Annotated in this window: 21 protein-coding genes; 18 read left to right on the plus strand and 3 right to left on the minus strand. The window is 70.8% G+C overall.

Features of this window, described 5'->3' with window-relative positions:
- From AB0B33_RS28825 to AB0B33_RS28855, 7 genes are all read left to right on the plus strand, one after another.
- A partial coding sequence (locus AB0B33_RS28825) for a WD40 repeat domain-containing protein (protein ID WP_360777371.1) occupies window positions 1-1,144 on the plus strand: 1,144 nt, incomplete at its 5' end.
- A 137-nt stretch (window positions 1,145-1,281) separates the two neighbouring features.
- Window positions 1,282-2,793, plus strand: coding sequence for a threonine/serine exporter family protein (locus AB0B33_RS28830; RefSeq protein ID WP_360777373.1), 1,512 nt, complete (start codon window positions 1,282-1,284; stop codon window positions 2,791-2,793).
- A gap of 82 nt (window positions 2,794-2,875) precedes the next feature.
- Window positions 2,876-4,318, plus strand: a complete 1,443-nt coding sequence (locus AB0B33_RS28835; protein ID WP_247017583.1) for a trehalose-6-phosphate synthase — start codon at window positions 2,876-2,878, stop codon at window positions 4,316-4,318.
- A 36-nt stretch (window positions 4,319-4,354) separates the two neighbouring features.
- A complete protein-coding gene (gene otsB / locus AB0B33_RS28840; RefSeq protein ID WP_360777375.1) occupies window positions 4,355-6,886 on the plus strand; it encodes a trehalose-phosphatase in 2,532 nt (843 codons plus the stop codon).
- 87 nt (window positions 6,887-6,973) lie between these two features.
- A complete protein-coding gene (locus tag AB0B33_RS28845; protein ID WP_247017579.1) occupies window positions 6,974-7,501 on the plus strand; it encodes a hypothetical protein in 528 nt (175 codons plus the stop codon).
- A 90-nt stretch (window positions 7,502-7,591) separates the two neighbouring features.
- A complete protein-coding gene (locus AB0B33_RS28850; RefSeq protein WP_360777377.1) occupies window positions 7,592-8,158 on the plus strand; it encodes a helix-turn-helix domain-containing protein in 567 nt (188 codons plus the stop codon).
- Between the two features lie 49 nt (window positions 8,159-8,207).
- Window positions 8,208-9,476 carry an alpha/beta hydrolase gene (locus AB0B33_RS28855; RefSeq protein ID WP_360777726.1) on the plus strand — a complete coding sequence of 423 codons (1,269 nt, stop codon included), beginning with the start codon at window positions 8,208-8,210 and terminating at the stop codon, window positions 9,474-9,476.
- Here the strand turns inward: AB0B33_RS28855 and AB0B33_RS28860 are convergent.
- Window positions 9,473-10,066 carry a C39 family peptidase gene (locus tag AB0B33_RS28860; protein ID WP_247017573.1) on the minus strand — a complete coding sequence of 198 codons (594 nt, stop codon included), beginning with the start codon at window positions 10,064-10,066 and terminating at the stop codon, window positions 9,473-9,475. The genes AB0B33_RS28855 and AB0B33_RS28860 overlap by 4 nt on opposite strands.
- A 155-nt stretch (window positions 10,067-10,221) precedes the next feature.
- On the opposite strand from AB0B33_RS28860, the gene AB0B33_RS28865 reads away from it, so the two are divergent.
- Both AB0B33_RS28865 and AB0B33_RS28870 read left to right on the plus strand, forming a co-directional pair.
- Window positions 10,222-10,815 carry an RNA polymerase sigma factor gene (locus tag AB0B33_RS28865; protein ID WP_360777379.1) on the plus strand — a complete coding sequence of 198 codons (594 nt, stop codon included), beginning with the start codon at window positions 10,222-10,224 and terminating at the stop codon, window positions 10,813-10,815.
- Window positions 10,808-11,959, plus strand: coding sequence for a hypothetical protein (locus AB0B33_RS28870; protein ID WP_360777381.1), 1,152 nt, complete (start codon window positions 10,808-10,810; stop codon window positions 11,957-11,959). Before AB0B33_RS28865 ends, AB0B33_RS28870 begins: the two co-directional genes overlap by 8 nt.
- A gap of 26 nt (window positions 11,960-11,985) precedes the next feature.
- On the opposite strand, the gene radA is transcribed toward AB0B33_RS28870, so the two are convergent.
- Entirely contained in the window at window positions 11,986-13,344 is a 1,359-nt protein-coding gene (gene radA / locus AB0B33_RS28875; RefSeq protein WP_247017567.1) for a DNA repair protein RadA, read from the minus strand.
- Window positions 13,345-13,383: 39 nt separating this feature from the next.
- On the minus strand, window positions 13,384-14,076 hold the full coding sequence (locus AB0B33_RS28880; RefSeq protein ID WP_360777383.1) for a hypothetical protein: 693 nt from the start codon (window positions 14,074-14,076) through the stop codon (window positions 13,384-13,386).
- A gap of 274 nt (window positions 14,077-14,350) precedes the next feature.
- Here AB0B33_RS28880 and AB0B33_RS28885 point away from each other — a divergent pair, with 274 nt between their 5' ends.
- From AB0B33_RS28885 to AB0B33_RS28925, 9 genes are all read left to right on the plus strand, one after another.
- A complete protein-coding gene (locus AB0B33_RS28885) occupies window positions 14,351-14,842 on the plus strand; it encodes a CarD family transcriptional regulator (RefSeq protein WP_004559016.1) in 492 nt (163 codons plus the stop codon).
- 44 nt (window positions 14,843-14,886) lie between these two features.
- On the plus strand, window positions 14,887-15,510 hold the full coding sequence (locus AB0B33_RS28890) for a 2-C-methyl-D-erythritol 4-phosphate cytidylyltransferase (protein WP_247017563.1): 624 nt from the start codon (window positions 14,887-14,889) through the stop codon (window positions 15,508-15,510).
- On the plus strand, window positions 15,507-15,974 hold the full coding sequence (gene ispF / locus AB0B33_RS28895; RefSeq protein WP_360777386.1) for a 2-C-methyl-D-erythritol 2,4-cyclodiphosphate synthase: 468 nt from the start codon (window positions 15,507-15,509) through the stop codon (window positions 15,972-15,974). The genes AB0B33_RS28890 and ispF overlap by 4 nt, the downstream gene beginning before the upstream one ends.
- Window positions 15,975-16,363: 389 nt before the next feature.
- The gene (locus AB0B33_RS28900) at window positions 16,364-16,759 is read left to right on the plus strand and encodes a PPOX class F420-dependent oxidoreductase (protein WP_360777388.1); all 396 of its coding nucleotides are present in this window, start codon (window positions 16,364-16,366) and stop codon (window positions 16,757-16,759) included.
- A gap of 10 nt (window positions 16,760-16,769) precedes the next feature.
- Window positions 16,770-17,165 carry a PPOX class F420-dependent oxidoreductase gene (locus AB0B33_RS28905; RefSeq protein WP_290057966.1) on the plus strand — a complete coding sequence of 132 codons (396 nt, stop codon included), beginning with the start codon at window positions 16,770-16,772 and terminating at the stop codon, window positions 17,163-17,165.
- A gap of 22 nt (window positions 17,166-17,187) precedes the next feature.
- Window positions 17,188-17,874: an HAD family hydrolase gene (locus AB0B33_RS28910; protein WP_360777390.1), complete on the plus strand. Its 687-nt coding sequence runs from the start codon at window positions 17,188-17,190 to the stop codon at window positions 17,872-17,874.
- A 43-nt stretch (window positions 17,875-17,917) separates the two neighbouring features.
- The gene (gene cysS / locus AB0B33_RS28915) at window positions 17,918-19,306 is read left to right on the plus strand and encodes a cysteine--tRNA ligase (RefSeq protein ID WP_360777392.1); all 1,389 of its coding nucleotides are present in this window, start codon (window positions 17,918-17,920) and stop codon (window positions 19,304-19,306) included.
- Between the two features lie 22 nt (window positions 19,307-19,328).
- Window positions 19,329-20,285 (plus strand): 23S rRNA (guanosine(2251)-2'-O)-methyltransferase RlmB, encoded by a 957-nt coding sequence (gene rlmB, locus AB0B33_RS28920; protein ID WP_360777394.1) that lies wholly within the window; start codon window positions 19,329-19,331, stop codon window positions 20,283-20,285.
- 53 nt (window positions 20,286-20,338) lie between these two features.
- The gene (locus tag AB0B33_RS28925) at window positions 20,339-21,772 is read left to right on the plus strand and encodes an MBOAT family protein (protein ID WP_247017549.1); all 1,434 of its coding nucleotides are present in this window, start codon (window positions 20,339-20,341) and stop codon (window positions 21,770-21,772) included.
- Window positions 21,773-21,785: the final 13 nt, after the last annotated feature.

Genomic DNA, 21,785 nt, shown 5'->3' on the forward strand with positions numbered 1-21,785 from the left:
CGGCACCCACCTCGCCACCGCCAGCACGGACGGCACCGCACGCATCTGGAACACCACCACCGGCGAACACCAACACACCCTCACCGGACACACCGAACCACTCTGGGGAGTAAACGCAGCGAGGTTCAGCCCCGACGGCACCCACCTCGCCACCGCCGGCACCGACAACACCGCACGCATCTGGAACACCACCACCGGCGAACACCAACACACCCTCACCGGACACACCGAACCACTCTGGGGACTGGCCTACAGCCCCGACGGCACCCACCTCGCCACCGCCAGCGACGACCGCACCGCACGCATCTGGAACACCACCACCGGCGAACACCAACACACCCTCACCGGACACACCGACGAAGTGAACGCCGTGGCCTACAGCCCCGACGGCACCCACCTCGCCACCGCCAGCGCCGACGGCACCGCACACATCTGGAACACCACCACCGGCGAACACCAACACACCCTCACCGGACACACCGGACGCCTCTGGGGAGTGGCGTACAGCCCCGACGGCACCCACATCGCCACCGCCGGCACCGACAAGACCGTACGCATCTGGAACACCACCACCGGCGAACACCAACACACCCTCACCGGACACACCCGCGAAGTGAACGCCGTGGCCTACAGCCCCGACGGCACCCACCTCGCCACCGCCAGCGACGACAACACCGCACACATCTGGAACACCACCACCGGCGAACACCAACACACCCTCACCGGACACACCGGACGCCTCTGGGGAGTGGCGTACAGCCCCGACGGCACCCACATCGCCACCGCCAGCAGCGACAACACCGCACGCATCTGGAACACCACCACCGGCGAACACCAACACACCCTCACCGGACACACCTACGAAGTGAACGCCGTGGCCTTCAGCCCCGACGGCACCCACATCGTCACCGCCAGCGACGACGGCACCGCACGCATCTGGAACACCACCACCGGTCAGCCGACTTGGCTCATCACATTCCTGACGAACACCGCGACCGTGACCTGGTCCCCCACCGACAACCGAGTGCTCTCCACCACCGGCGACGCCTGGCGGTACCTGCGCGCGGCCTGCCTCGACGAGCAGAACCGCGTACTCAGCCTCCAGCCGTACGAGCGCTACTACTCGACGGAGGAGCCGTCCTGAAGATCTTTCAGTAGGCACGGATCTCCAGGTCAGGCCAGGATGATCAGAACGTGGTGGACGCCACTCCATGATCCGTGCAACGGTCGGAGCCTGGGCGTCGATGGTCCCTCGGGAACGAGCGAGGAGGTGGATGGATCATGACGATCAACGAGCGCACCAACGGGGGCAGGGCGGCCAGATGGCCCCTGCTCGAACCGCCGGAACAACGGGCGGAACAGCGGGCGAAGGTCCACCGGCCGAACCTGCTCAAGCACCGGCCGTGGCACGTGCTCGAGGCGCCCACCGGGGAGCTGCCCGCCGTCGAGGCCGAAGAGGCCATGGGGCCGCAGCTGCCCGACGAGACCACCGTCAACTTCGTGCTCGACCTCTCCCTGCGGATCGGGGAGGTGCAGATGGCGAGCGGGGCCGGCGCGTCCGACGTCACCGCGACCATCCTCGCCATCGCCGGGGCGCTCGGGCTGCCGCACTGCGAGGTCGACGTCATCTTCACGTCGATCACCGTCACCTGCCACCGCGGGACCGACCTCTCGCCCGTCACCGCGCTGCGCGTCGTGCGGAGCCGGAGCCTCGACTACACGCGGCTGACCGAGACCGAGAAGCTCGTGCGGAAGATCGTGCGCGGGCACATCGGGGCCGAGCAGGCGCAGACCGAGCTCGAGCGGATCACCTCGGCGCCGCACCCCTACCCGCGCTGGACCGCGACGCTGGCCTGGGGCGGCGTCGCCGCGTTCGTGACGCTGCTGCTCGGCGGCGGGCCCGACATCGCGCTCGTCGCGTTCGTCATCAGCGGGGTCATCGACCGGATCGGGCGGTTCGTGAACCGCTACGGGCTGCCGTTCTTCTTCCAGCAGGTGATCGGCGGCCTGTTCGCGACGCTGTCGGCGATGATCATCCTCAGCACCGGCGTCCTGACCACCGACAAACCGACGCTCGTCGTCGCGGCCGCGGTCACCGTGCTGCTGTCCGGGCTCTCCACCGTCTCGGCGGTGCAGGACGCCATCACCGGCTACAACGTCACCGCCGCCGGCCGCACGATGGAAACCGTGCTGATGTCGGCCGGCCTGATCACCGGGGTCGTGCTGGCCCTGCGCATCGCCGTCATGCTCGGCCTGCCGCGCACGCCGCTGCCCGAGCTGCCGACGTCGACGGCGCTGCAGCTGCCGATGGTCGTCCTCGGCGGCGCCGGCGCGGCCGCCTGCTTCGCGCTCGCGAGCTACTCCAAGATGCGCGCGATGCTGGTCGCGGCGGCCGCCGGGGCCATCGGCGCCGCCGTCTACGGCTCACTCATGGTGGCGCGGCTGGACGGCGTGAGCTCGTCCGCGATCGCCGCCACGCTGGTCGGGTTCTGCGGTGGCGTGCTCGCGCGGCGACTCGGCGTTACTCCACTGGTGGTCGCCGTGTCCGGGATCACTCCACTGCTTCCCGGCCTCTCGACCTACCGTGGTCTGTACCAGATCGGGGTCGAGCCGGGCGGCAACATCTCGATGCTCATGACGGCCGTCGCAATCGGGCTTGCGCTGGCAGCGGGCGTGGTACTCGGGGAATGGCTCGCCCAGCCGGTGCGCACCGGCCTGGGCAGGCTCGAGCGGCGGTTCGCCGGACCACGCATGGCTGGTCCGCTCGAACCGACCGAACGAAGCTTGGAGTAACGCCGCGGTCACCGGCTGTTCATCGCTCACGCGATAGGGTTTCACTCTGGGGCCGCGACCCAGAACGCGAGGAGCAGTCGACGTGGGTGAACCGAAGGAGCACGGGAACCAGGCCGATTTCGTCGTGGTGGCGAACCGGCTACCGGTGGACCTGGAACGGACGACGGACGGCGAACGCCGCTGGACGGCCAGCCCGGGCGGGCTCGTCTCCGCGCTGGAGCCGTTCCTGCGTTCGCGCAAGGGCGCCTGGGTGGGCTGGCCGGGCGTACCGGACGTCGACGTCGACGAGTTCGACGACGACGGGCTCGTGCTCCACCCGGTGTCGTTGAGCGCCGACGAAGTGCGCGACTACTACGAAGGTTTCTCCAACGCGACCCTCTGGCCGCTCTACCACGACGTCGTGGAGCGCCCGGTGTTCGACCGCGTGTGGTGGAACAGCTACGTCAAGGTGAACCAGCGGTTCGCGAAGGCCAGCGCCGAGGTCGCCGCGCCGGGCGCGACCGTGTGGATCCAGGACTACCAGCTGCAGCTGGTGCCGGCGATGCTGCGCGAGTTGAGACCGGACCTGCGCATCGGCTTCTTCCTGCACATCCCGTTCCCGCCGGTCGAGCTGTTCATGCAGATGCCGTGGCGCGCGGCGATCATCCGCGGCCTGACCGGCGCGGACCTCGTCGGCTTCCACCGCCCCGGCGGCGCGCAGAACTTCCTGTGGCTTTGCCGCCAGCTGATCGGCCTCGAGTCGACGCGCGGCGCGGTCGGCGTGCGGTCGCGGCCGGGCACCATGCAGGTCGGCGACCGGACCGTCCGGGTGGGCGCGTTCCCGATCTCCATCGACGCCGCCGGGCTCGACACCCTCGCCCGCACGAAGGGCGTCCAGGAGCGGGCCGCGCAGCTGCGGCGCGACCTCGGCAACCCCAAGACGGTCATCCTCGGCGTCGACCGGCTCGACTACACCAAGGGCATCGACCTGCGGCTGCAGGCGCTGCACGAGCTGCTGCACGAAGGAAGGCTGCAGCCGGACGACGTCACGTTCGTCCAGCTCGCCACCCCGAGCCGCGAGCGCGTCGAGCACTACCAGCGGATGCGCGGCGAGATCGAGCAGATGGTCGGCCGGATCAACGGCGAGTTCGCCCGCGTGGGCCACCCGGTCGTGCACTACTTGCACCAGTCCGTGGACCGGACGGAGCTGGCGGCGTTCTTCTCCGCCGCGGACGTCATGGTCGTGACTCCGTTGCGTGACGGCATGAACCTGGTGTGCAAGGAGTACGTCGCCGCCCGGCACGACCTGGGCGGCGCGCTGGTGCTGTCCGAGTTCGCCGGCGCGGCCGCCGAGCTCTCTAGCGCATTCCTCGTGAACCCCCACGACCTGGACGGGGTGAAGGACGCGCTAGTGGCTGCCATTACGCTCGACCCGGCTGAGGGCCGTCGCCGGATGCGCGCCATGCGTCGCCAGGTCCTCACGCACGATGTCGATCGTTGGGCGCGCTCTTTCCTACAGGCTTTGGGTGCCGAAGCGGTCGATTAGCCCGAACGACCACGCACGAGCTCCTGAGGAGGAGTGTTGACTGCCGAGGCCCTGCCCGCCGAGTTGCGGCGCGCGATCGTCCAGATCGCGCGTACCCCGCGACTGCTGGTCGCGTGCGACTACGACGGCACGCTGGCACCCATCACCCTCAACCCGGACGAGGCACGCCCGCTGCCCGAGTCCGTCGGTGCCCTCAGATCGCTCGCCGGTCTGCACGAGACCACCACCGCGGTCATCTCCGGCCGCGCGCTGCGCGACCTCGCCACGCTGTCGCGGCTGCCGTCCGAGGTGAACCTCGTCGGCAGCCACGGCTCGGAGTTCGACATCGGCTTCATCCACGCCCTCGACGACAAGGCGCGTGAGCTGCACCGGCGGCTCGAAGCCGAGCTCGAACAGCTGGTGCTGGACGTGCCGGGGGTGTCGCTGGAGGTCAAGCCGGCGAGCATCGCGGTGCACGTGCGCCGCGCCGAGCACGAGGCCGGGCGCCGCGTGCTGGCCGCCGTCCACTCCGGACCGTCGAAGTGGGAAGGCGTGTCGACCACCGACGGCAAGGAGGTCGTCGAGCTCGCGGTCGTCCAGACGGACAAGGGCCGCGCGCTGGACATCCTGCGCCACCAGGTCGGGGCGACCGCGGCGATCTTCCTCGGCGACGACGTCACCGACGAGAAGGCCTTCGCCCGCCTCTCCGGCCCGGACCTGGGCATCAAGGTCGGCGACGGGGAGACCCTGGCCGGCTACCGCGTGCCGGACACCGTGGACGTCGCCCTGGTGCTGGCGTTCATGCTGGAAGAGCGCCGCAACTGGCTGTACGGCGAGTCCGCGCCGCCGATCGAGCGGCTGTCGATGCTGGCCAACGAGCGGTCGGTCGCGCTGCTCACGCCGGACGCGAAGCTGACCTGGCTGTGCCACCCGGGGCCGGACGCGCCCGCCGTGTTCGCCGACCTGCTCGGCGGCGAGGGGGCCGGCCACTTCTCGATCAAGCCGCACCGCAACGGCCTCCCGCTCGGCCAGCGCTACCTGCCGAACACGATGACGGTCGAGACGCGCTGGTCGCGCCTGCTCGTCACCGACTACCTCGAGCCGGAGAGCCCGCAGCACCGCACGGACCTGGTCCGGGTGATCTCGGGCGAGGCGGTGGCGAGCGTCAAGTTCGCGCCGCGCCCCGAGTTCGGCGGCGTGCCGGTGAAGCTGGAGATCACCGACGGCGGCGTGCGCGTGCTCGGCACGTCGGAGCCGTTCGTGCTCTATTCGCCGGGCGTCGAGTGGACCATCACCTCCGACGGCCTGCACGACACCGCGACCGCGCTGGTGCAGCCGACGCCGACCCGGCCGGTCGTGCTGGAGCTGCGCTGCGGCACCACGGACCTCGGCCCGCACGAACTGTCCGAAGTGGAGCGACGCGACCGCGCCGGCCGCTACTGGAGCGAGTGGACGTCGAAGCTGCAGCTGCCGAAGGTGCAGACCGACCTGGTGCTGCGCTCGGCGCTGACGCTGCGCGGCCTGGTCAACACCGACACCGGCGGCGTGCTGGCGGCGGCGACGTCGTCGCTGCCGGAGGAGATCGGCGGCGTCCGCAACTGGGACTACCGCTACTGCTGGATCCGCGACGCCGCGATGACCGTGCGGGAGCTCGTGCACCTGGGCTCGATCGACGAGGCCGAGGGCTACCTGCGCTGGCTGCACGGCGTGCTCGCGACGCTGGCCGGCCCGGAGCGGCTGCACCCGCTCTACACCTTGGCGGGCAGCGTGATCGGCGCCGAAGCGGTGATCGAGTCGCTGCCCGGGTACGCCGGTTCGCGCCCGGTCCGCGTCGGCAACCTGGCGAACCACCAGGTCCAGCTGGACGTCTTCGGCCCGGTCGTCGAGCTGGTCGGCACCCTGGCCGCGGCGCGCGGTGACCTGCGCGACGAGGACTGGCAGATGGTCCGCGCGATGGCGGAAGCCGTCACGCGGCGCTGGAACGAGCCGGACCACGGGATCTGGGAGGAGCGGCACGTGCCGCGCCACCGGGTCTACTCGCGGGTCATGTGCTGGGTGACGATCGACCGCGCGGTCAAGCTGGGCGAGCAGTACGGCCGCGGCGTGCCGGGCGCGTGGCCCACGCTGCGCGACGAGATCAAGAACGACGTCCTCGAGCACGGCTGGAACGACGAGGTCCAGGCCTTCACCACGGCCTACGACGGCACGGACCTGGACGCGGCGTCGCTGTTCGTCGGCCTGACCGGGCTGATCGACCCGGCCGACGAGCGCTTCCAGCACACGGTGACCGCGATCGAGGCGGAGCTGCGCAGTGGGTCCACTGTGTACCGTTACCGCCGCGACGACGGCCTGCCGGGCGGCGAGGGCGGCTTCCACATCTGCGCGGCGTGGCTGATCGAGGCGTACCTGCTCACCGGGCGGCGCACCGAGGCGCAGGAGCTGTTCGACCAGATCGTGGCGGCGGCCGGGCCGACGGGCCTGCTGCCGGAGCAGTACGACCCGATCGCGGAACGGTCCCTCGGCAACCACCCGCAGGCCTATTCCCACATCGGGCTCATCCGGTGCGCCAACTTGCTGGCGGCGAGTTAGCCCTTTCGGTCCGAATCTCCGTGAAGGCCACCTTGAGGAAGCACAAGTTCCTTATGGTGGCCTTCACGGCATTCGGAGGTGAGCTGGGTGCAGGGGACGTTCGGGCAGGTCGACTTCGTGCCGCTGCCGCCCCGGTTCGCCGACCGGGTGCGCTGGGGGTCGGTGGTCGTCGGGTCCTCGATGATCGGCGGGATGGTCCTGCTGTTCGGGCTCACGACGTTCCTGCAGGGCATCGTCCACGGCCACGCGTTCCCGGCCACGCTGCTCGGCAAGGCCGCGGCGGTGCTGCCCCCGCTGGGCGTGCTGGCGATCGCGGTGCTGGTGCTCTCGTCCCGGCGCTGCCTGCGGGGTGACTACCTGGTCGTCGCGAGCGCGGCGTCCGCCCGCCACGCGCTGCTGTTCACCTACGCGCTGACGCTGGTGCTGATCCTCGGGTCCTTCGCGGTGCCGATCGTGTTCCGGGTGTGGCCGGACTCCCCGGAGTTCCAGGCGCCGGACCTGCTCACGACGTTCTCGACGCTGGCCTTCGCGACCGTGGGTTTCCTGGCGGGCATGTTCTACGTGCGGCCGAGCGTGCAGACGCTCAGGAAGTTCAGCGACCACCCCATCTGGTGAGTCCACAGTAGACACTCGGCCGGGCACCCGTCTGCGCCGAGTTGCAGAGATTTCTTTGCACAATTTCCTTTGCACGGCTACGGTGGAGCCATGACCAGCGCTCCACCACCGGAAGAGCTCGACCCGGACGCCCTCAAGGCCGTCACGCACCCGCTGCGCCGCCGCATCCTCGGCGTGTTGTCGGCGGGCCCGGCGACCGCCACGAAACTCGCCAAAGCCTTGGGCGAGAACACCGGCGCGACCAGCTACCACCTGCGGGAACTGGCCCGGTTCGGGTTCGTCGAGGACGCCCCGGAGCTCGCGCGGGGCAAGGAACGGTGGTGGCGGACGCGGCCGCGGGACATCCGCTGGCCGCGCCGCAGCGAGCAGAGCGCCGAATCCCGGGTGCTGTTCGACGACATGCAGCGCCAGGGGTTCGAGGAAGACCTCGCGAAGCTCAACCGGTTCGCGGAAACGCGTGAGGAACTGCCCGGCGACTGGCCGGACTCGCTGTTCTACGCGCGTGGCGGCACCTGGCTCACCGCCGAGGAGCTGAAGCAGTTCTGGGACGACTACATGGAGCTGTTCCGCCGGTACTGGCGAGCCGAGGACGACCGGTCACCGGAAGCGCGGCGCGTGCTCGTGCGTCTGCTCGCGTTCCCGGAACCAGGGGAATGACCATGACAGGGGATCTCGCATGCGAAGAGGGGCTCTACTACTGGCCGGGGTGATCCTGGCCGTCACGGCCGCGGCACCACCGGCTTCGGCCGCGGACGGCGCGGACGTGACTTTCGAAAACGGCGGGGTGACCTTGCACGGCACCGTCGTCGCACCACCCGGCGGCTCGAAGCTGCCGGGACTGGTGATGGTCCACGGCTCGGGGGCGCACAGCCGGGAGGACTACCGCGAGCAGGCGGAAGCCTTTGCGCGACAGGGGATCGCGACGCTCATCTACGACAAGCGCACCGAAGGCTATTCCCAGTTCGAACGCTCGTACTCGACGCTGGCGGACGACGCGCTCGCCGCCGTCGAGGCGTTGCGCAAGCGGCCGGACGTCGATCCGGCGCGGGTCGGCGTCTGGGGGCTGAGCGAAGGGGGCTGGGTGGCACCGCTCGCCGCCTCGCGGTCGGCGGACGTCGCGTTCGTCGTGACACTGGGGGCGAACGGCGTCGAGCCGTCGAGGCAGCAGGCGTGGGCGATCGAGAACCAGTTGCGGCGCCTGGGAATGGACGGCTCGATCGTGCGGATGGCGGCTTCGACGATGATGCGCCAGCTCGTCGGCGGCGGCGTGTTCCCGGAAGCGCACCACGACCCGGTGGCGGTGCTGAAGAGCCTGCGCCAGCCGGTGCTCGGGTTGTGGGGCGCGAAGGACGTCCTGACGCCGCCGGGTGAAGCCGTCCGGATCTTCCAAGCGTCCCTGGAGAACTACACGCTGCGGGTGTTCCCGGACGCCCAGCACCAGCTGCGGCGCACGACCGACGGCTTCGACAAGCTGCCCGGTTACGCACCGGGCTACCTGGAGCTGGTGGGCACGTGGGTCAACCACCCGCCGTCGACGTCGAGCGCCGACGCGCCGCCCGCGCAGGACCGGCCGAGCGTCCAGGTGACGCCGTTGAACTGGTACGAGCCGACCTGGCTCCAGCTCGCGGTGCTGGTGCTCCTGCTCGTCGCGTTCGCCTGGTACCCGCTCGTCCGGCGGGGTCCGGCGGCGAAACCGGCGCGGTGGCTGTCGGCGACCGGGTTGCTCGCCGTGCTCGGCTTCCTGGTCGTGGACGTGCTGATCCAGGTCACCATGGGCAAGGGACTGGGCCCGGTCGTCGCCGGCCGTCCACTGGCGTGGCTGGCGTTGCAGCTGCTTTCACTGGGCGCGGTGGCCGCCGCCATCGGCACGGCGGTGGCGTGGCGGCGGCACCGGACCCCACGGCTCGGCGTACCCCTCGCCGGCGGCGTCTTGTTCGTCCCCTGGGCCGTCTACTGGGGCCTGCTGGGGATCTAGGCGGCGTAGCCCTTCGGCGGGATCAGCGTCGCGAGCTGGTCGAAGCTCAGCCAGTAGATCTGGTTCCCGCCGAAGCTTGCCGGGTCGGCGATCTTGACCGTCATGTCGGAGCTGTCGTAGCCGATCACGGTGAAGTAGTGGTAGATCGTGTAGTTCGGGTAGCCCGGCGGGTGGTTGTTCGCGGGCGCGACGATGTTCGCGACGATCGGGTAGCCGTTGTTGATGTCGAGCACGATGTCCCGCCACAGCAGGTCGCGCTGGGCCTGCGTCGGCGGGTCGTTCGGCATCTCCTTCGTCTCGTACCAGCTCGTGCCGAGGTCGGCGTTGAGCACGCCGGTGACCTGGCCGACCCAGTCCGTGCCGTTGGTGGTCGTGCCGAGCTGGGCGGCGAGCGTCGCCTGGCTCGGCAGGTTGCCGGTGCGCGCGGACAGCGCGATCCGGGTGGCGGCCGGGCCGCACCAGTAGCCGGTCTCCTGGACCTGGTACTGGATGTTCAGCACGGCTTCGGTGCTGGCGTCGGCGACCGCGGGCAGCGAGACGAGCCCCATGGCGGCGACGAGCGTGACGAACCCCAGGCGGAATCTGCGCATGACGATCCTTCCCCAGTTAGGGCGTCAGTGGGTCAACGCCTCACGAAGGGATGATCCCGACCACTCGGGCGCTTGTCCCTCACCCACCCCGAACGGATCACGACGAAGGTAGGTTCGCCCGTGAACGCTCGTGCGCGCTGCGGGCAACTGGGGGCATGCAGGTGATCCACGAGGGATCGGAGCTCTGGGGGCACGACCGCCCGGACCTGGGCGGACCCGAGCCCGGGCCGGCGTTCGGGCAGCTCTTCGACGCCCACGCCCCGCAGCTGCGCCGCTACCTCGCCCGCCGGGTCGGGCCCGAACCGGCCAACGACCTCGTCGCCGAGACCTTCCTGGTGGCGTTGCGCCGCCGCGAGACCTACCGGCCGGAGCTGGGCACGGCCCGGTCGTGGCTCTACGGCATCGCGACCAACCTGCTCCGCCACCACGTGCGGTCCGAGCTGCGCGGGCTGCAGGCCACGGCGCGGCTGGCCCGCACCGGCGAAACGAGCCACGCGGGCCACGACGGCCGCGTCGCCGAGCGCGTCGACGCCCAGGTCCGGGCGGCGCAGCTGGCCGCGGCGCTGGCCCGGCTGAGCCCGGCCGACCGCGACACGCTGCTGCTCGTGTCGTGGGCCGGGCTGGAACCGGCGGAGGTGGCCGAGGCCCTCGGCATCCCGCCGGGTACGGTCCGCTCCCGGTTGCACCGGATCAGACGCTGGCTCAGGACGAACGCCCCGATCGAAGAGGAGGTGCAGGACCTTGCGTGAAGACAACGTCCGGAAGATCTGGTCCGAAGCCGAACTCGACGCGGCCCTGTCCGACCTGCACGGCGACGCCGACGCCGACGACGGGCTGGCCTTCGCGCGCGCGTCCCTGATGGCGGCGGCCGGCACGCCCGAGGCCCCGGCGCCGCGGCGCACAGGCACCTGGCGCTGGCTCGCCGTGGCCGCGGCGGTCGTCACGCTGGTGGGCGGCCTGGCGGTGGTGACGTCGCTGCGGCCGTCGGACCCGGAGCCGGCCCGCCCGGCGGCGACCCTCACCGACCTGGACCGCCCGCTGGAGCCGGGCGAATTCCGCTACGCGCAGAGACTCAGCTGGATACCGGAAACGGCGAACGGGCGGCAGTTCCACGCCCAGCGCAAGGTGGAGCTGTGGATCCCGGCGGACCCGAAGGGGATCTGGCACCGGCGCACGATGTGGACGGGCGCGGTGAAGGACCTGCGCGACGGCGAAGCGGCGCGGATCGACCAGGCTCCCACCGACGAGTACGGCCCGGGCGGCCGGTTCCCGGGCGAGCCGCGCCCGGACGGGACGACCAGCCCGAACTGGAAAACGCCGTTCCGGAACTGGTTGAGCCCCGACGCCGCACTGGTCGCTTCGCTCGTCCCCGACCGGACGACGCTGGCCAAGCGCCTGAAGTCCGACACGATCGACTCCACCGACGACGGCCGGGCCCACACCCCGACGGAGTCGCTCACGATGGTGCGGATGGTGCTGGAACTGGGCCTGGCCGGCAAGGACGTCCGCTTCGCCCTGCGCGACGCGCTCACCGACGTCAGCGGGGTCTTCGCGAAGCCGGGCCACACCCCGGACGGCCGCCCGGCCACGGTGTTCGAAACGAAGGACACGAGCCAGCACCTGTACCTCGACCCGGCGACGGCGCAGCTGCTGGCCTGGGACTTCCCCCCGGGCACCCCGCAGACGACCACCCGGCCGAGCGGGATCCCGCTGAGCACGTCCGAGCTGCCGCCGAACCACGGTGGGCCGTCGTCGAGCACGATCGAGAGCACCCCGAATTCGGCGGTGCCGCCGCCGATGGCCACGACGAGCCTGCCCCCACCGATCCCGCCGCAGTTCCAGGGCGCACCGGAGACCGTGTACTCCTACGCGATCACCCGCACGTCCGGCTGAACCCCGGCGGCCGCCGGAGCCCGGGGTCAGCGAGCGTGGCTGGCCGCGTTCAACGCGTCCGCGACGTTCGCCACCTCCAGCACCCGGATCCCCGCCGGCGGCTTCCCCGAATCCGGCGGCACCAAGGCGTGCGTGAAGCCCAGCCGCGCCGCCTCCGCGAGCCGCCGGGTCACGCTCGGCACCCGGCGGATCTCCCCCGCCAGCCCGACTTCGCCCACCGACACCAGCCGTGGCGACAAAGCGACGTCGCCGAACGAAGACGTCAGCGCCAGCACCACCGCCAGGTCGATGCCCGGCTCGGTGATCTTCATGCCGCCGACCGTGGCCGTGTAGACGTCCTTGTCGCCCAGCTTCAGCCCGCCGCGCTTCTCCAGCACCGCGAGGACCATCGCCACCCGCGCCGAATCGAGGCCGCTGACCGCGCGCCGCGGCTGGGGTGCCGACGTCGACGACACCAGCGCCTGAACCTCGCCCAGCAGCGGCCGCTTGCCCTCCATGGACACCGTGATCGCCGTGCCCGCGACCGGCTCCGCCGTGTGGCTGAGGAACAGCCCCGACGGGTCCGGGACGCCGACGATGCCCTCTTCCTGCAGCTCGAAGCAGCCGATCTCGTCGGAGGCGCCGAAGCGGTTCTTGATGCCGCGGAGCATCCGCAACGTCGAATGCTTGTCGCCCTCGAACTGCAGCACCACGTCCACCAGATGCTCCAGCACGCGCGGGCCGGCCACCGAGCCGTCTTTCGTGACGTGCCCCACCAGCACCACCGGCAGCCCGCGCTCCTTGGCCACCGCAACCAGCCCGGACGTCACCGCCCGGACCTGCGTCACGCCCCCTGGCGAGCCTTCGACCTGCGGCGAAGCCATGGTCTGCACCGAGTCGACGATCAGCACGCCCGGCTTGACGTCGTCGATGTGCCCGAGGATGGCCGAAAGGTCGCTTTCCGCGGCGAGGTACATCCGGTCGTGGATGTTGCCCGTGCGCTCGGCGCGCAACCGGACCTGGCCCGCGGACTCCTCGCCCGTGACGTACAAGGAGCGGTCGACCGTCTTCGCCCACTGGTAGGCGACCTCGAGGAGCAGCGTCGACTTGCCGACGCCCGGCTCACCCGCGAGCAGCACCACCGCGCCCGGCACCAGGCCACCGCCCAGCACCCGGTCGAGTTCCGAGACGCCGGTCTTGCGGGCTCGCGCGGCTTCGACGTCGACTTCGCCGATCGGCCGCGCGGGTGCACTGGGCGCCCCGGCCGCGACGCGCTGGATGGCCGGCCTGGCCGGCACCCCGCGTTCCTCGAACGAGCCCCATTCCTGGCACTCCGGACAGCGGCCGAGCCACTTGGCCGCTTCGTACCCGCAGCTCCCGCAGCGGTAGGTGGTCCCTTTCTTCACCCCGCGAGGCTAGCGGCGACCACCGACAAAACCGGGGACCTACTCCTTGGCGTGCGCCGGGGCCGCCACGGGCAGCTCGACGGTGACCGGCCCGGCGTTCTTGAAGACGAACGTGACCTTGAGGACCTGACCCGGCCACAGCGGCTGCTTCAGCGCGGGCAGGGTGACGGTGGCCTGGCCGACCTTCTCCGGCGCGGTCGGCGTCGCGGCCGGGCCGGACGACGGGACCTCGGAGGTGGCGGTCGCGGTCAGGTTGCCCGGGCTGGCGGTCGCCGAGCTGCTGCCGGTCGCGGTCGACGTCGACGAAGACGGCGCTCCCGACGAGGACGGCGCGGCCGGAGCCGAGGTCTGCACCTCGTCGGTCGATTCGACGGCGTCGTCCGGGCCGATGACGAGCGAGTGCGCCGCGACGACGTCCTTGGAGCCGCCGATGGTGGCCTGGGTGCCGTCTTCGGTCGTGACCGAGACGAGCGAGTCGTCCTGGGTGCCCTGGTTCACGATCGTCAGCGTCAGCGCCGGGGTCGCGCCCACCGGGTAACCGGGACCGGACTTCGGGTACTGGACCGCGGCGTCGCGCAGGACAAGGGTCTTGACCTGGGCGTGCGTGCCGTTGACGGCGGGCTGCTGCGTGTCGGTCTGGGTGATCTGGCCTGCCCCGCACCCGGCGAGCACGAGCGCGGCACCGAGCGCCAGCACGCCCGCGCCGAGCACGCGACGATTCTGCAGCCTCACGTCGCAGTCCTTCCCTTTTCACGGCCTCGTCCCCGCGAAGACTAGCCGGGGTCGATCTCCGGCACCGAACCGGTCCGCGTTGCGCCCAAGATCAACCGTCCAAAATGGATTTCGCGATGCCCCCGAAACGCTTCCCCGCTACCTGCGTGAGCACGGGGGTCCGACGTTTGTCAACCCCCGCTCAGGCCGCTGACCTGCGAGGACGAGTCCGGCCCGCTAGGTGGGCACTGGCGGCCCGTGCTAGGATGGAGTCAGCGAAAGGGGCAGAGGACACATGGTTTTCAAGGTCGGAGAGACCGTCGTCTACCCGCACCACGGTGCCGCACTCATCGAAGCCATCGAGACCCGCGTGATCAAGGGCGAGGAAAAGAAGTACCTCGTCCTCAAGGTCGCGCAAGGGGATCTCACGGTTCGCGTGCCCGCTGACAACGCCGAGATCGTAGGCGTACGCGATGTCGTCGGGCAAGAAGGACTGGACAAGGTCTTCGACGTTCTGCGTGCTCCGCACACCGAAGAGCCAACCAACTGGTCTCGTCGGTACAAGGCCAACCTCGAGAAGCTCGCCTCCGGCGATGTGAACAAGGTGGCCGAAGTGGTGCGCGACCTCTGGCGGCGAGAGAAGGACCGCGGACTTTCAGCCGGCGAGAAGCGCATGCTGGCGAAGGCGCGGCAAATTCTGGTCAGCGAGCTCGCGCTCGCGGAGGGCACCGACGAGGACAAGGCTGAGGTCCTCCTCGACGAAGTTCTGGAAACCGCGACGGTCTGAGCCCAAGGCAGTCCGCTGGTGGCTGCCTCTACGATCGCGAACCGATGAACGTCGTCGTGATCGTGACCGTCGCACACCATGCCTCCGACTGGGAGCTCGCTCTCACGCCGGTCCATGGTGAGGCGCTACTCACGCACACCGTGCGGGGGCTGCTCGACGTACCGGAGATTTCTACGGTGCTCGTGGCGGCCCCCCAGCGGTGTGCGAAGTCGTATTCCGAAGCCCTCGAAGGGCTTTCGTGCCGGGTCGTCCCCGGCTCGCTCCGGCAGGCCTTCGCCGTCGTCGAGCCCGAAGTTCCCCGTGACTCAGTTGTACTCCTCCATGACGCTCTGCGTGCCTTCATTCCTGCGCAAACCGTGCGTGACGTGATCAACGCCGTCGGTGACGCCGAAGTGGTCGTCCCGGTGCTGCCGATGGCCGACACGGTGAAGGTGACCGACGACGCATCGCTGATCGTCGGCACGGAGGACCGTTCCCGCCTGCGCACGGCCCAGACGCCGATCGGCTTCACGCTCGACGCGTTCCTCGCGGCCGGCTTCACGACGGCGGTCCCGCCGGGCGCGGCGACCGTGCCGGGCCACCCGGACGCGATGCGCGTCACGACCGATTTCGAACTTTCCCTGGCCGAGGCGATCGCGGCGGCACCGAAGAACGAGGAGACGCTGTGAGGATCGGCAACGGGGTCGACGTCCACCCGATCGAACCGGGCCGCGAGTGCTGGATGGCCGGGCTGCTCTGGCCGGAGGCCGACGGCTGCGCCGGCCACTCGGACGGCGACGTCGCCTCCCACGCGCTCTGCGACGCCCTGCTGTCCGCAGCGGGCCTCGGCGACCTGGGCGCGGTCTTCGGCACGGGCGACCCCCGCATGGACGGCGCCCACGGCGCGGACATGCTCACCGAGGTCAGGGGCCTGCTCGAGGCGGCGGGCTGGCGCGTCGGCAACGCGACGGTCCAGATCGTCGGCAACGCCCCTCGGGTGGGCAAGCGACGCGAGGAAGCGCAGAAGGTCCTCTCAGAGGCGGTGGGCGGCCCGGTGAGCGTCTCGGGCACGACATCGGACGGCTTGGGCCTGACGGGCCGCGGCGAGGGCATCGCGGCCTTCGCGACGGCGCTGCTGCTGGCGGCGGACTAGCGCCCCCGCTCCGCACCGGTTCCGCCCACGCCCGGCTCTGCCGGCCCCACTCCACCCGCCCCGGCCCAGCGCCGCCCTCGGCTCCACGCGGCCAGCCCACCCAGCGCCGACCTGCCCCGCTGCTCTCGGCTCCACACGGCCGGCCGGCGCCGCCCGGCCCGCCGCCGCGCACTCGCGCAGTCCGTCCCCACCCGGCGCCGCCCCGCCGCACCCGGCACCGCCGCTCCGGCCTTCACGACCCGAGCCCCGCCCCGCCCGTCGCGAATGACTCATTCCCGGCCTCCGAGGTCCCGGATGAGTCATTCGCGCCCTCGGCCGAGCCCGCCCCACCAGGAACCAGCGACAACCAGCGCCGGAATAGGCCCCAGCCCGCGCCGGTTCGGCGTGATATGTCCCTCACCCTCCCGGCCGCCGTCCGCGCGCTGATCGACGGCAAGAACTTCGCCACCGTCGCCACCCTCGATCCCGACGGCAGCCCGCAGACCTCCGTCGTCTGGGTCGGGCTCGACGACGGCGACCTCGTCTTCAGCGCGACCGAGGACCGGCGCAAGGTCCGCAACCTGCGGCGCGACCCCCGCCTCGGCGTCTCGATCACCGACGCCGAAAACCCGTACCGGCACACCCAGCTGCGCGGCACCGCCGAGCTCACCCCCGACCCCGGCAAGGCGCTCCCCAGGGCGCTGAGCCACAAGTACCTCGCCCAGGACCCGCCGCCCGAGGGCCCCGAGGTCGAACGCGTGGTCGTGCGGCTGAAAGTCGACCGCATCGCGGGCAACGTGAAATAGGGTCCGGACCATGGGTGTGACATTCAACGAGGCCACCAAGGCCCTGCTCGACGGCCGGAACTACCCGGTCGTCGCCACCACCAACGCCGACGGCTCGCCGCAGAGCTCCGTCGTCTGGGCCAAGCGGGACGGCGACACCGTGCTCTTCGTGACCGTCCAAGGCCGGCGGAAGGAACGCAACATCCGCCGCGACCCGCGGGTGTCGCTCTCCGTCTTCGACCTGGCCGACCCCGAGAACTACGTCGAGATCCGCGGCCGCGCCGAGGTCACCGCCGAGGGCGGGCCCGAGCTGAACGACGAGCTGGCCCGCAAGTACACCGGCGACGTCTTCCCGCCCGAGCCGCCGGAGGTCGTGCGCGTGCTGGTCCGCGTCGTGCCCGAACACATCACAGGGCATTCGGCCTGACCCTCCCGTTAGGCTGGAAACCATGACGATCAGGGCGGTTTTGTTCGACTACTCCGGCACGCTTTTCCGGCTGGAACAGGACGAGTCCTGGCTCGCCGACATCACCGGCCACACCGGCTCGCCGCTCGACCTCGAAGCGCAGACCGAGCTGATGCGCCGGATGACCGCCCCGGTCGGCGAGGTCGTCGAGCTCGACGCCGAGCACCTGCACGCCTGGCAGCACCGCGACCGCGACCCCGGGCTGCACCGGAAGGTCTACCTCGAGGTGCTCAAGAAGTCGGGCGTCCCGCGGCGCGAGGAGGCCGTCGCGCTGTACGAGCGGCTCATCGATCCCAGCCAGTGGACGCCGTACCCGGACACCGAGGCCGTGCTGAAAGCGGCGTCAGAGCGGGGGCTCAAGGTGGGGGTGCTGAGCAACATCGCCTTCGACATCCGGCCCGCGTTCACCGCCCGCGGGTGGGACGCCTACGTCGACGAATTCGTGCTGTCCTTCGAGGTCGGAGCGGTCAAGCCGGAGCTGGAGATCTTCCGCAAGGCCGTCGAGGGTCTCGGCGTCCCGGCCACCGAAACCCTGATGGTCGGCGACAGCGAAGAGGCCGACGGCGGCGCCCGCGCGCTCGGCTGCGAGTTCGCGCTGGTCGACCCGCTGCCGACGGCCGAACGGCCGGACGCCCTGCTCACGGCGCTGCGCACGCACGGCGTCGCCTGAGGGGCAGAGAGGTCCCTCACGCCCGACCCCGTACCCTTTCAGGGTGGCCCTACACCTTTTCGACACAGCGACCCGGAGCGTGCGGGAGTTCCACCCCGTCCGTAGCGGAACGGCGTCGATCTACGTGTGTGGTGCCACCGTGCAGGGCGTCCCCCACATCGGGCACGTCCGCGGCGCGCTGAACTACGACGTCCTGCGCCGCTGGCTCGTCCACAGTGGACTGGACGTGCGGCTGGTCCGCAACGTCACCGACATCGACGACAAGATCCTCGCCAAGGCCACCGACGCCGGCCGGCCGTGGTGGGAGTGGGCGGCGACGCACGAGCGCGCCTTCGAGCAGGCCTACGACCAGCTCGGCTGCCTCCCGCCGTCGATCAACCCGCGCGCGACCGGGCACATCACCCAGATGGTCGAGCTGATGCAGCGCCTGATCGACCAGGGCCACGCCTACGCGACCGAGGGCGACGTCTACTTCTCGGTGAAGTCGTTCGACCACTACGGCGAGCTGTCGCGCCAGGGCCTCGACGACGTCCAGCAGGGCGAGACGCCGACCCGCGGCAAGCAGGACCCCCGCGACTTCACGCTGTGGAAGAGCGCCAAGCCGGGTGAGCCGTCGTGGCCGACGCCGTGGGGGGACGGCCGGCCGGGCTGGCACCTCGAGTGCTCGGCCATGGCCACGGCCTACCTCGGCGCGGAGTTCGACATCCACGGTGGCGGGATCGACCTGATCTTCCCGCACCACGAAAACGAGCGCGCGCAGTCGAACGCCGTCGGCGACCCGTTCGCCCGCTACTGGCTGCACAACGCGTGGGTGACCATGTCCGGCGAAAAGATGTCGAAGTCGCTGGGCAACACCGTGACGATCCCCGCGATGCTGGAGCGCTACCGGGCGGTCGAGCTGCGCTACTACCTGGTGCAGCCGCACTACCGGTCCAACATCGAGTACTCCGACGCCGCGGTCTCCGAGGCCGCGCAGGGCTACCGGCGGATCGAGACGTTCCTGCGCCGCGCGGCCGGGTCCGGCGAGGTCACCACCGGCACGCTGCCCGCGGAGTTCGCGAACGCGCTCGACGACGACCTCGCCACCCCGCAGGCGTTCGCCGTGGTGCACACCACGGTGCGGGACGGTAACGCCGCTCTCGACGCGGGCGACACACCGAAGGCACTCGAACTCGCCGCGGCCGTCCGCGCGATGACCGACGTGCTCGGCCTCGACCCGCTGTCCGCGCGCTGGTCCGAGGCGGGCGGTTCCGACACGCCCACCAAGGAGGCGCTGGGCTCCCTCGTCGAAGGGCTGCTGGCCGAGCGCCAGCAGGCCAGGGCCGAGAAGGACTTCGCCCGCGCGGACGCCGCCCGTGACCGCCTCCAGCAGGCGGGCATCGTGGTGGAGGACACCCCCAACGGTCCGCAGTGGACAGTCAAGTCCGACTGAGCAACGCAAGGAAACTTTCACCATGGCAGGCAATTCGCGGCGCCAGGGCGCGATCCGCAAGACGGGCACCAAGAAGGGTGCCGTCGTCGGCTCGGGCGGTCAGCGCCGCAAGGCCCTCGAAGGCAAGGGGCCGACCCCGAAGGCGGAAGACCGCCCCGGGCACAAGGCGTACCGCCAGTCCAACGCGGCGGCCAAGCGCGACCAGGCCCGGCAGAAGAAGGCCGACAAGCCGGAGCTGATCGCCGGGCGCAACCCGGTGGTCGAGGCGCTGCGCGCGGGCGTCCCCGCGACCGCGCTGTACGTCGCGCTGAACATCGAGATCGACGACCGCGTGAACGACGCCGTCCGGCTGGCCGGCGACAAGGGCATCTCGATCCTGGAGATCCCGCGCGAGGAGCTGGACCGCAAGACGAACCGGGCCGTGCACCAGGGCCTTGGCCTGCAGGTCCCGCCGTTCGAGTACGCCCACCCGGACGACCTGATGGCGGTGGCTCGCAACTCGGGCGAGGTGCCCCTGTTCGTCGCGCTCGACGGCGTCACCGACCCGCGGAACCTGGGCGCGGTGATCCGCTCGGCGGCCGCGTTCGGCGCCCACGGCGTGCTGCTGCCGGAGCGGCGCAGCGCGGGCATGACGGCGGTGGCGTGGCGCACGAGCGCGGGCACGGCGGCGAAGCTGCCGATCGCGGTGGCGACGAACCTCACCCGCCAGCTCAAGTCGTGGGCGAACGACGGCCTGATGCTGGTCGGCCTGGACGCGGACGGCTCGGTCGGCATCGACGAGCTCGAGCTGGCGGCCGACCCGCTGGTCATCGTGCTCGGCTCGGAGGGCCGGGGCCTGTCCCGCTTGGTCCGCGAGACGTGCGACGCGACGGTGTCGATCCCGATGGCGGCGGGCGTGGAGTCCCTGAACGCTTCGGTGGCGGCCGGCGTGCTGCTCGCCGAGGTGGCGCGACGGCGGCGTCTCGCCGGTCGGGTCTGACCCCACCACCCGGTCGGGTTAAGGTCACCGTCGGATAAAACCGAGGGGACCCGATGTCGTTCGTATCGCCACTTTTCTTGTGGTACTTCCTGCCGGCGGTGCTCATCGCCGTGCTGGTGTGCCCGCGGAGCTGGCGCAACGGCATCATCGCGGTCGGCAGCCTGCTGTTCTACACGATCGGCGCCGGCGGCTTCGTGTTCCTGCTGCTGGGCTGCATGGTCGTGAACTTCATGGCCGGCCCGCTGCTGGCCCCGAGCCCGTGGGACGTCCAGGGCGTCCGGCGGCGCCGCATCCTCATCGCGGTGGTGTCGCTGGACGTCGCGGTCCTGCTGGTCTGGAAGTACGCGGGTTTCGCGACCCAGCAGATCGCGGCGGTGGCGCACTGGTTCGGCGGCAGCGTGCCGGTCGCGAGCCTCGTGGTCCCGATCGGCATCTCGTTCTACACGTTCCACCACATCTCGTACGTGGTCGACATCTACCGCGGCGAGCGTCCGGCCCTGCGCAACCCGGTGTCGTTCGCCGCGTACATCGCGATGTTCCCGCAGCTGGTGGCCGGCCCGATCGTCCGGTACCGGGAGATCGCCGACCAGCTCCCCCAGCCGCGGTCCCACCGCCTCGACGACATCGCGGCGGGCTTCCCGCGCTTCGCACTGGGCCTGTGCAAGAAGACGATCATCGCGGACTCGCTCAGCCCGTTGGTGGAAGCGTGCTTCAAGGTCCCCCCGGACCAGATGACGTTCGCGACGGCGTGGCTGGGCGCGATCGGCTACACCCTCCAGCTGTTCTTCGACTTCTCGGGTTATTCGGACATGGCGATCGGCCTCGGCCGCATGCTGGGATTCCGGTTGCCGGAGAACTTCGCGCGGCCGTACTCGTCGGTGACGATCACGGAGTTCTGGCGCCGCTGGCACATGAGCCTGAGCCGCTGGTTCCGCGACTACGTGTACATCCCCCTGGGCGGCAACCGGAACGGTGCGGCCCAGACGTACCGCAACCTCTGCATAGTGTTCGTCCTGACGGGTTTCTGGCACGGCGCCCAGTGGACGTTCCTGGTGTGGGGCTGCTACCACGGAGCCCTCCTGGTGATCGAGCGCCGCTTCGGCCTGGACCTGGACCCGGCGGTCCCGTGGAAGCGCTACCTGCGCCGAGCCCTGACGATGCTGCTGGTGGTGTTCGGCTGGGTCTTCTTCCGCTCACCGGACCTGGGCCACGCGTTGTCGATGATCGGCCACATGCTCCTCCCCGACTTCGAGGGCATCGGAGCGGGCGTGGAGCAGGCGTTCACGAACCAGCGCCTGGTCCTGCTGCTGGCGGCACTGGCGGTCTTCCTCCTGCCGGCCCACCCGGTGACCGGCCCCCTGCTGGAGTCGTCCCGCAGCCGCCCGGCGACGGCGTTGCGCATCGGCGTGATGACGGTGGGCCTGCTGTACGCGGCCATCCTGATCGCGACGGGGACGTTCAGCCCGTTCTTGTACTACCAGTTCTGATTGCGGAGCAACC

It is taken from the genome of Amycolatopsis sp. NPDC049159, from assembly GCF_040648295.1.
GTDB lineage: Bacteria > Actinomycetota > Actinomycetes > Mycobacteriales > Pseudonocardiaceae > Amycolatopsis > Amycolatopsis pretoriensis_A.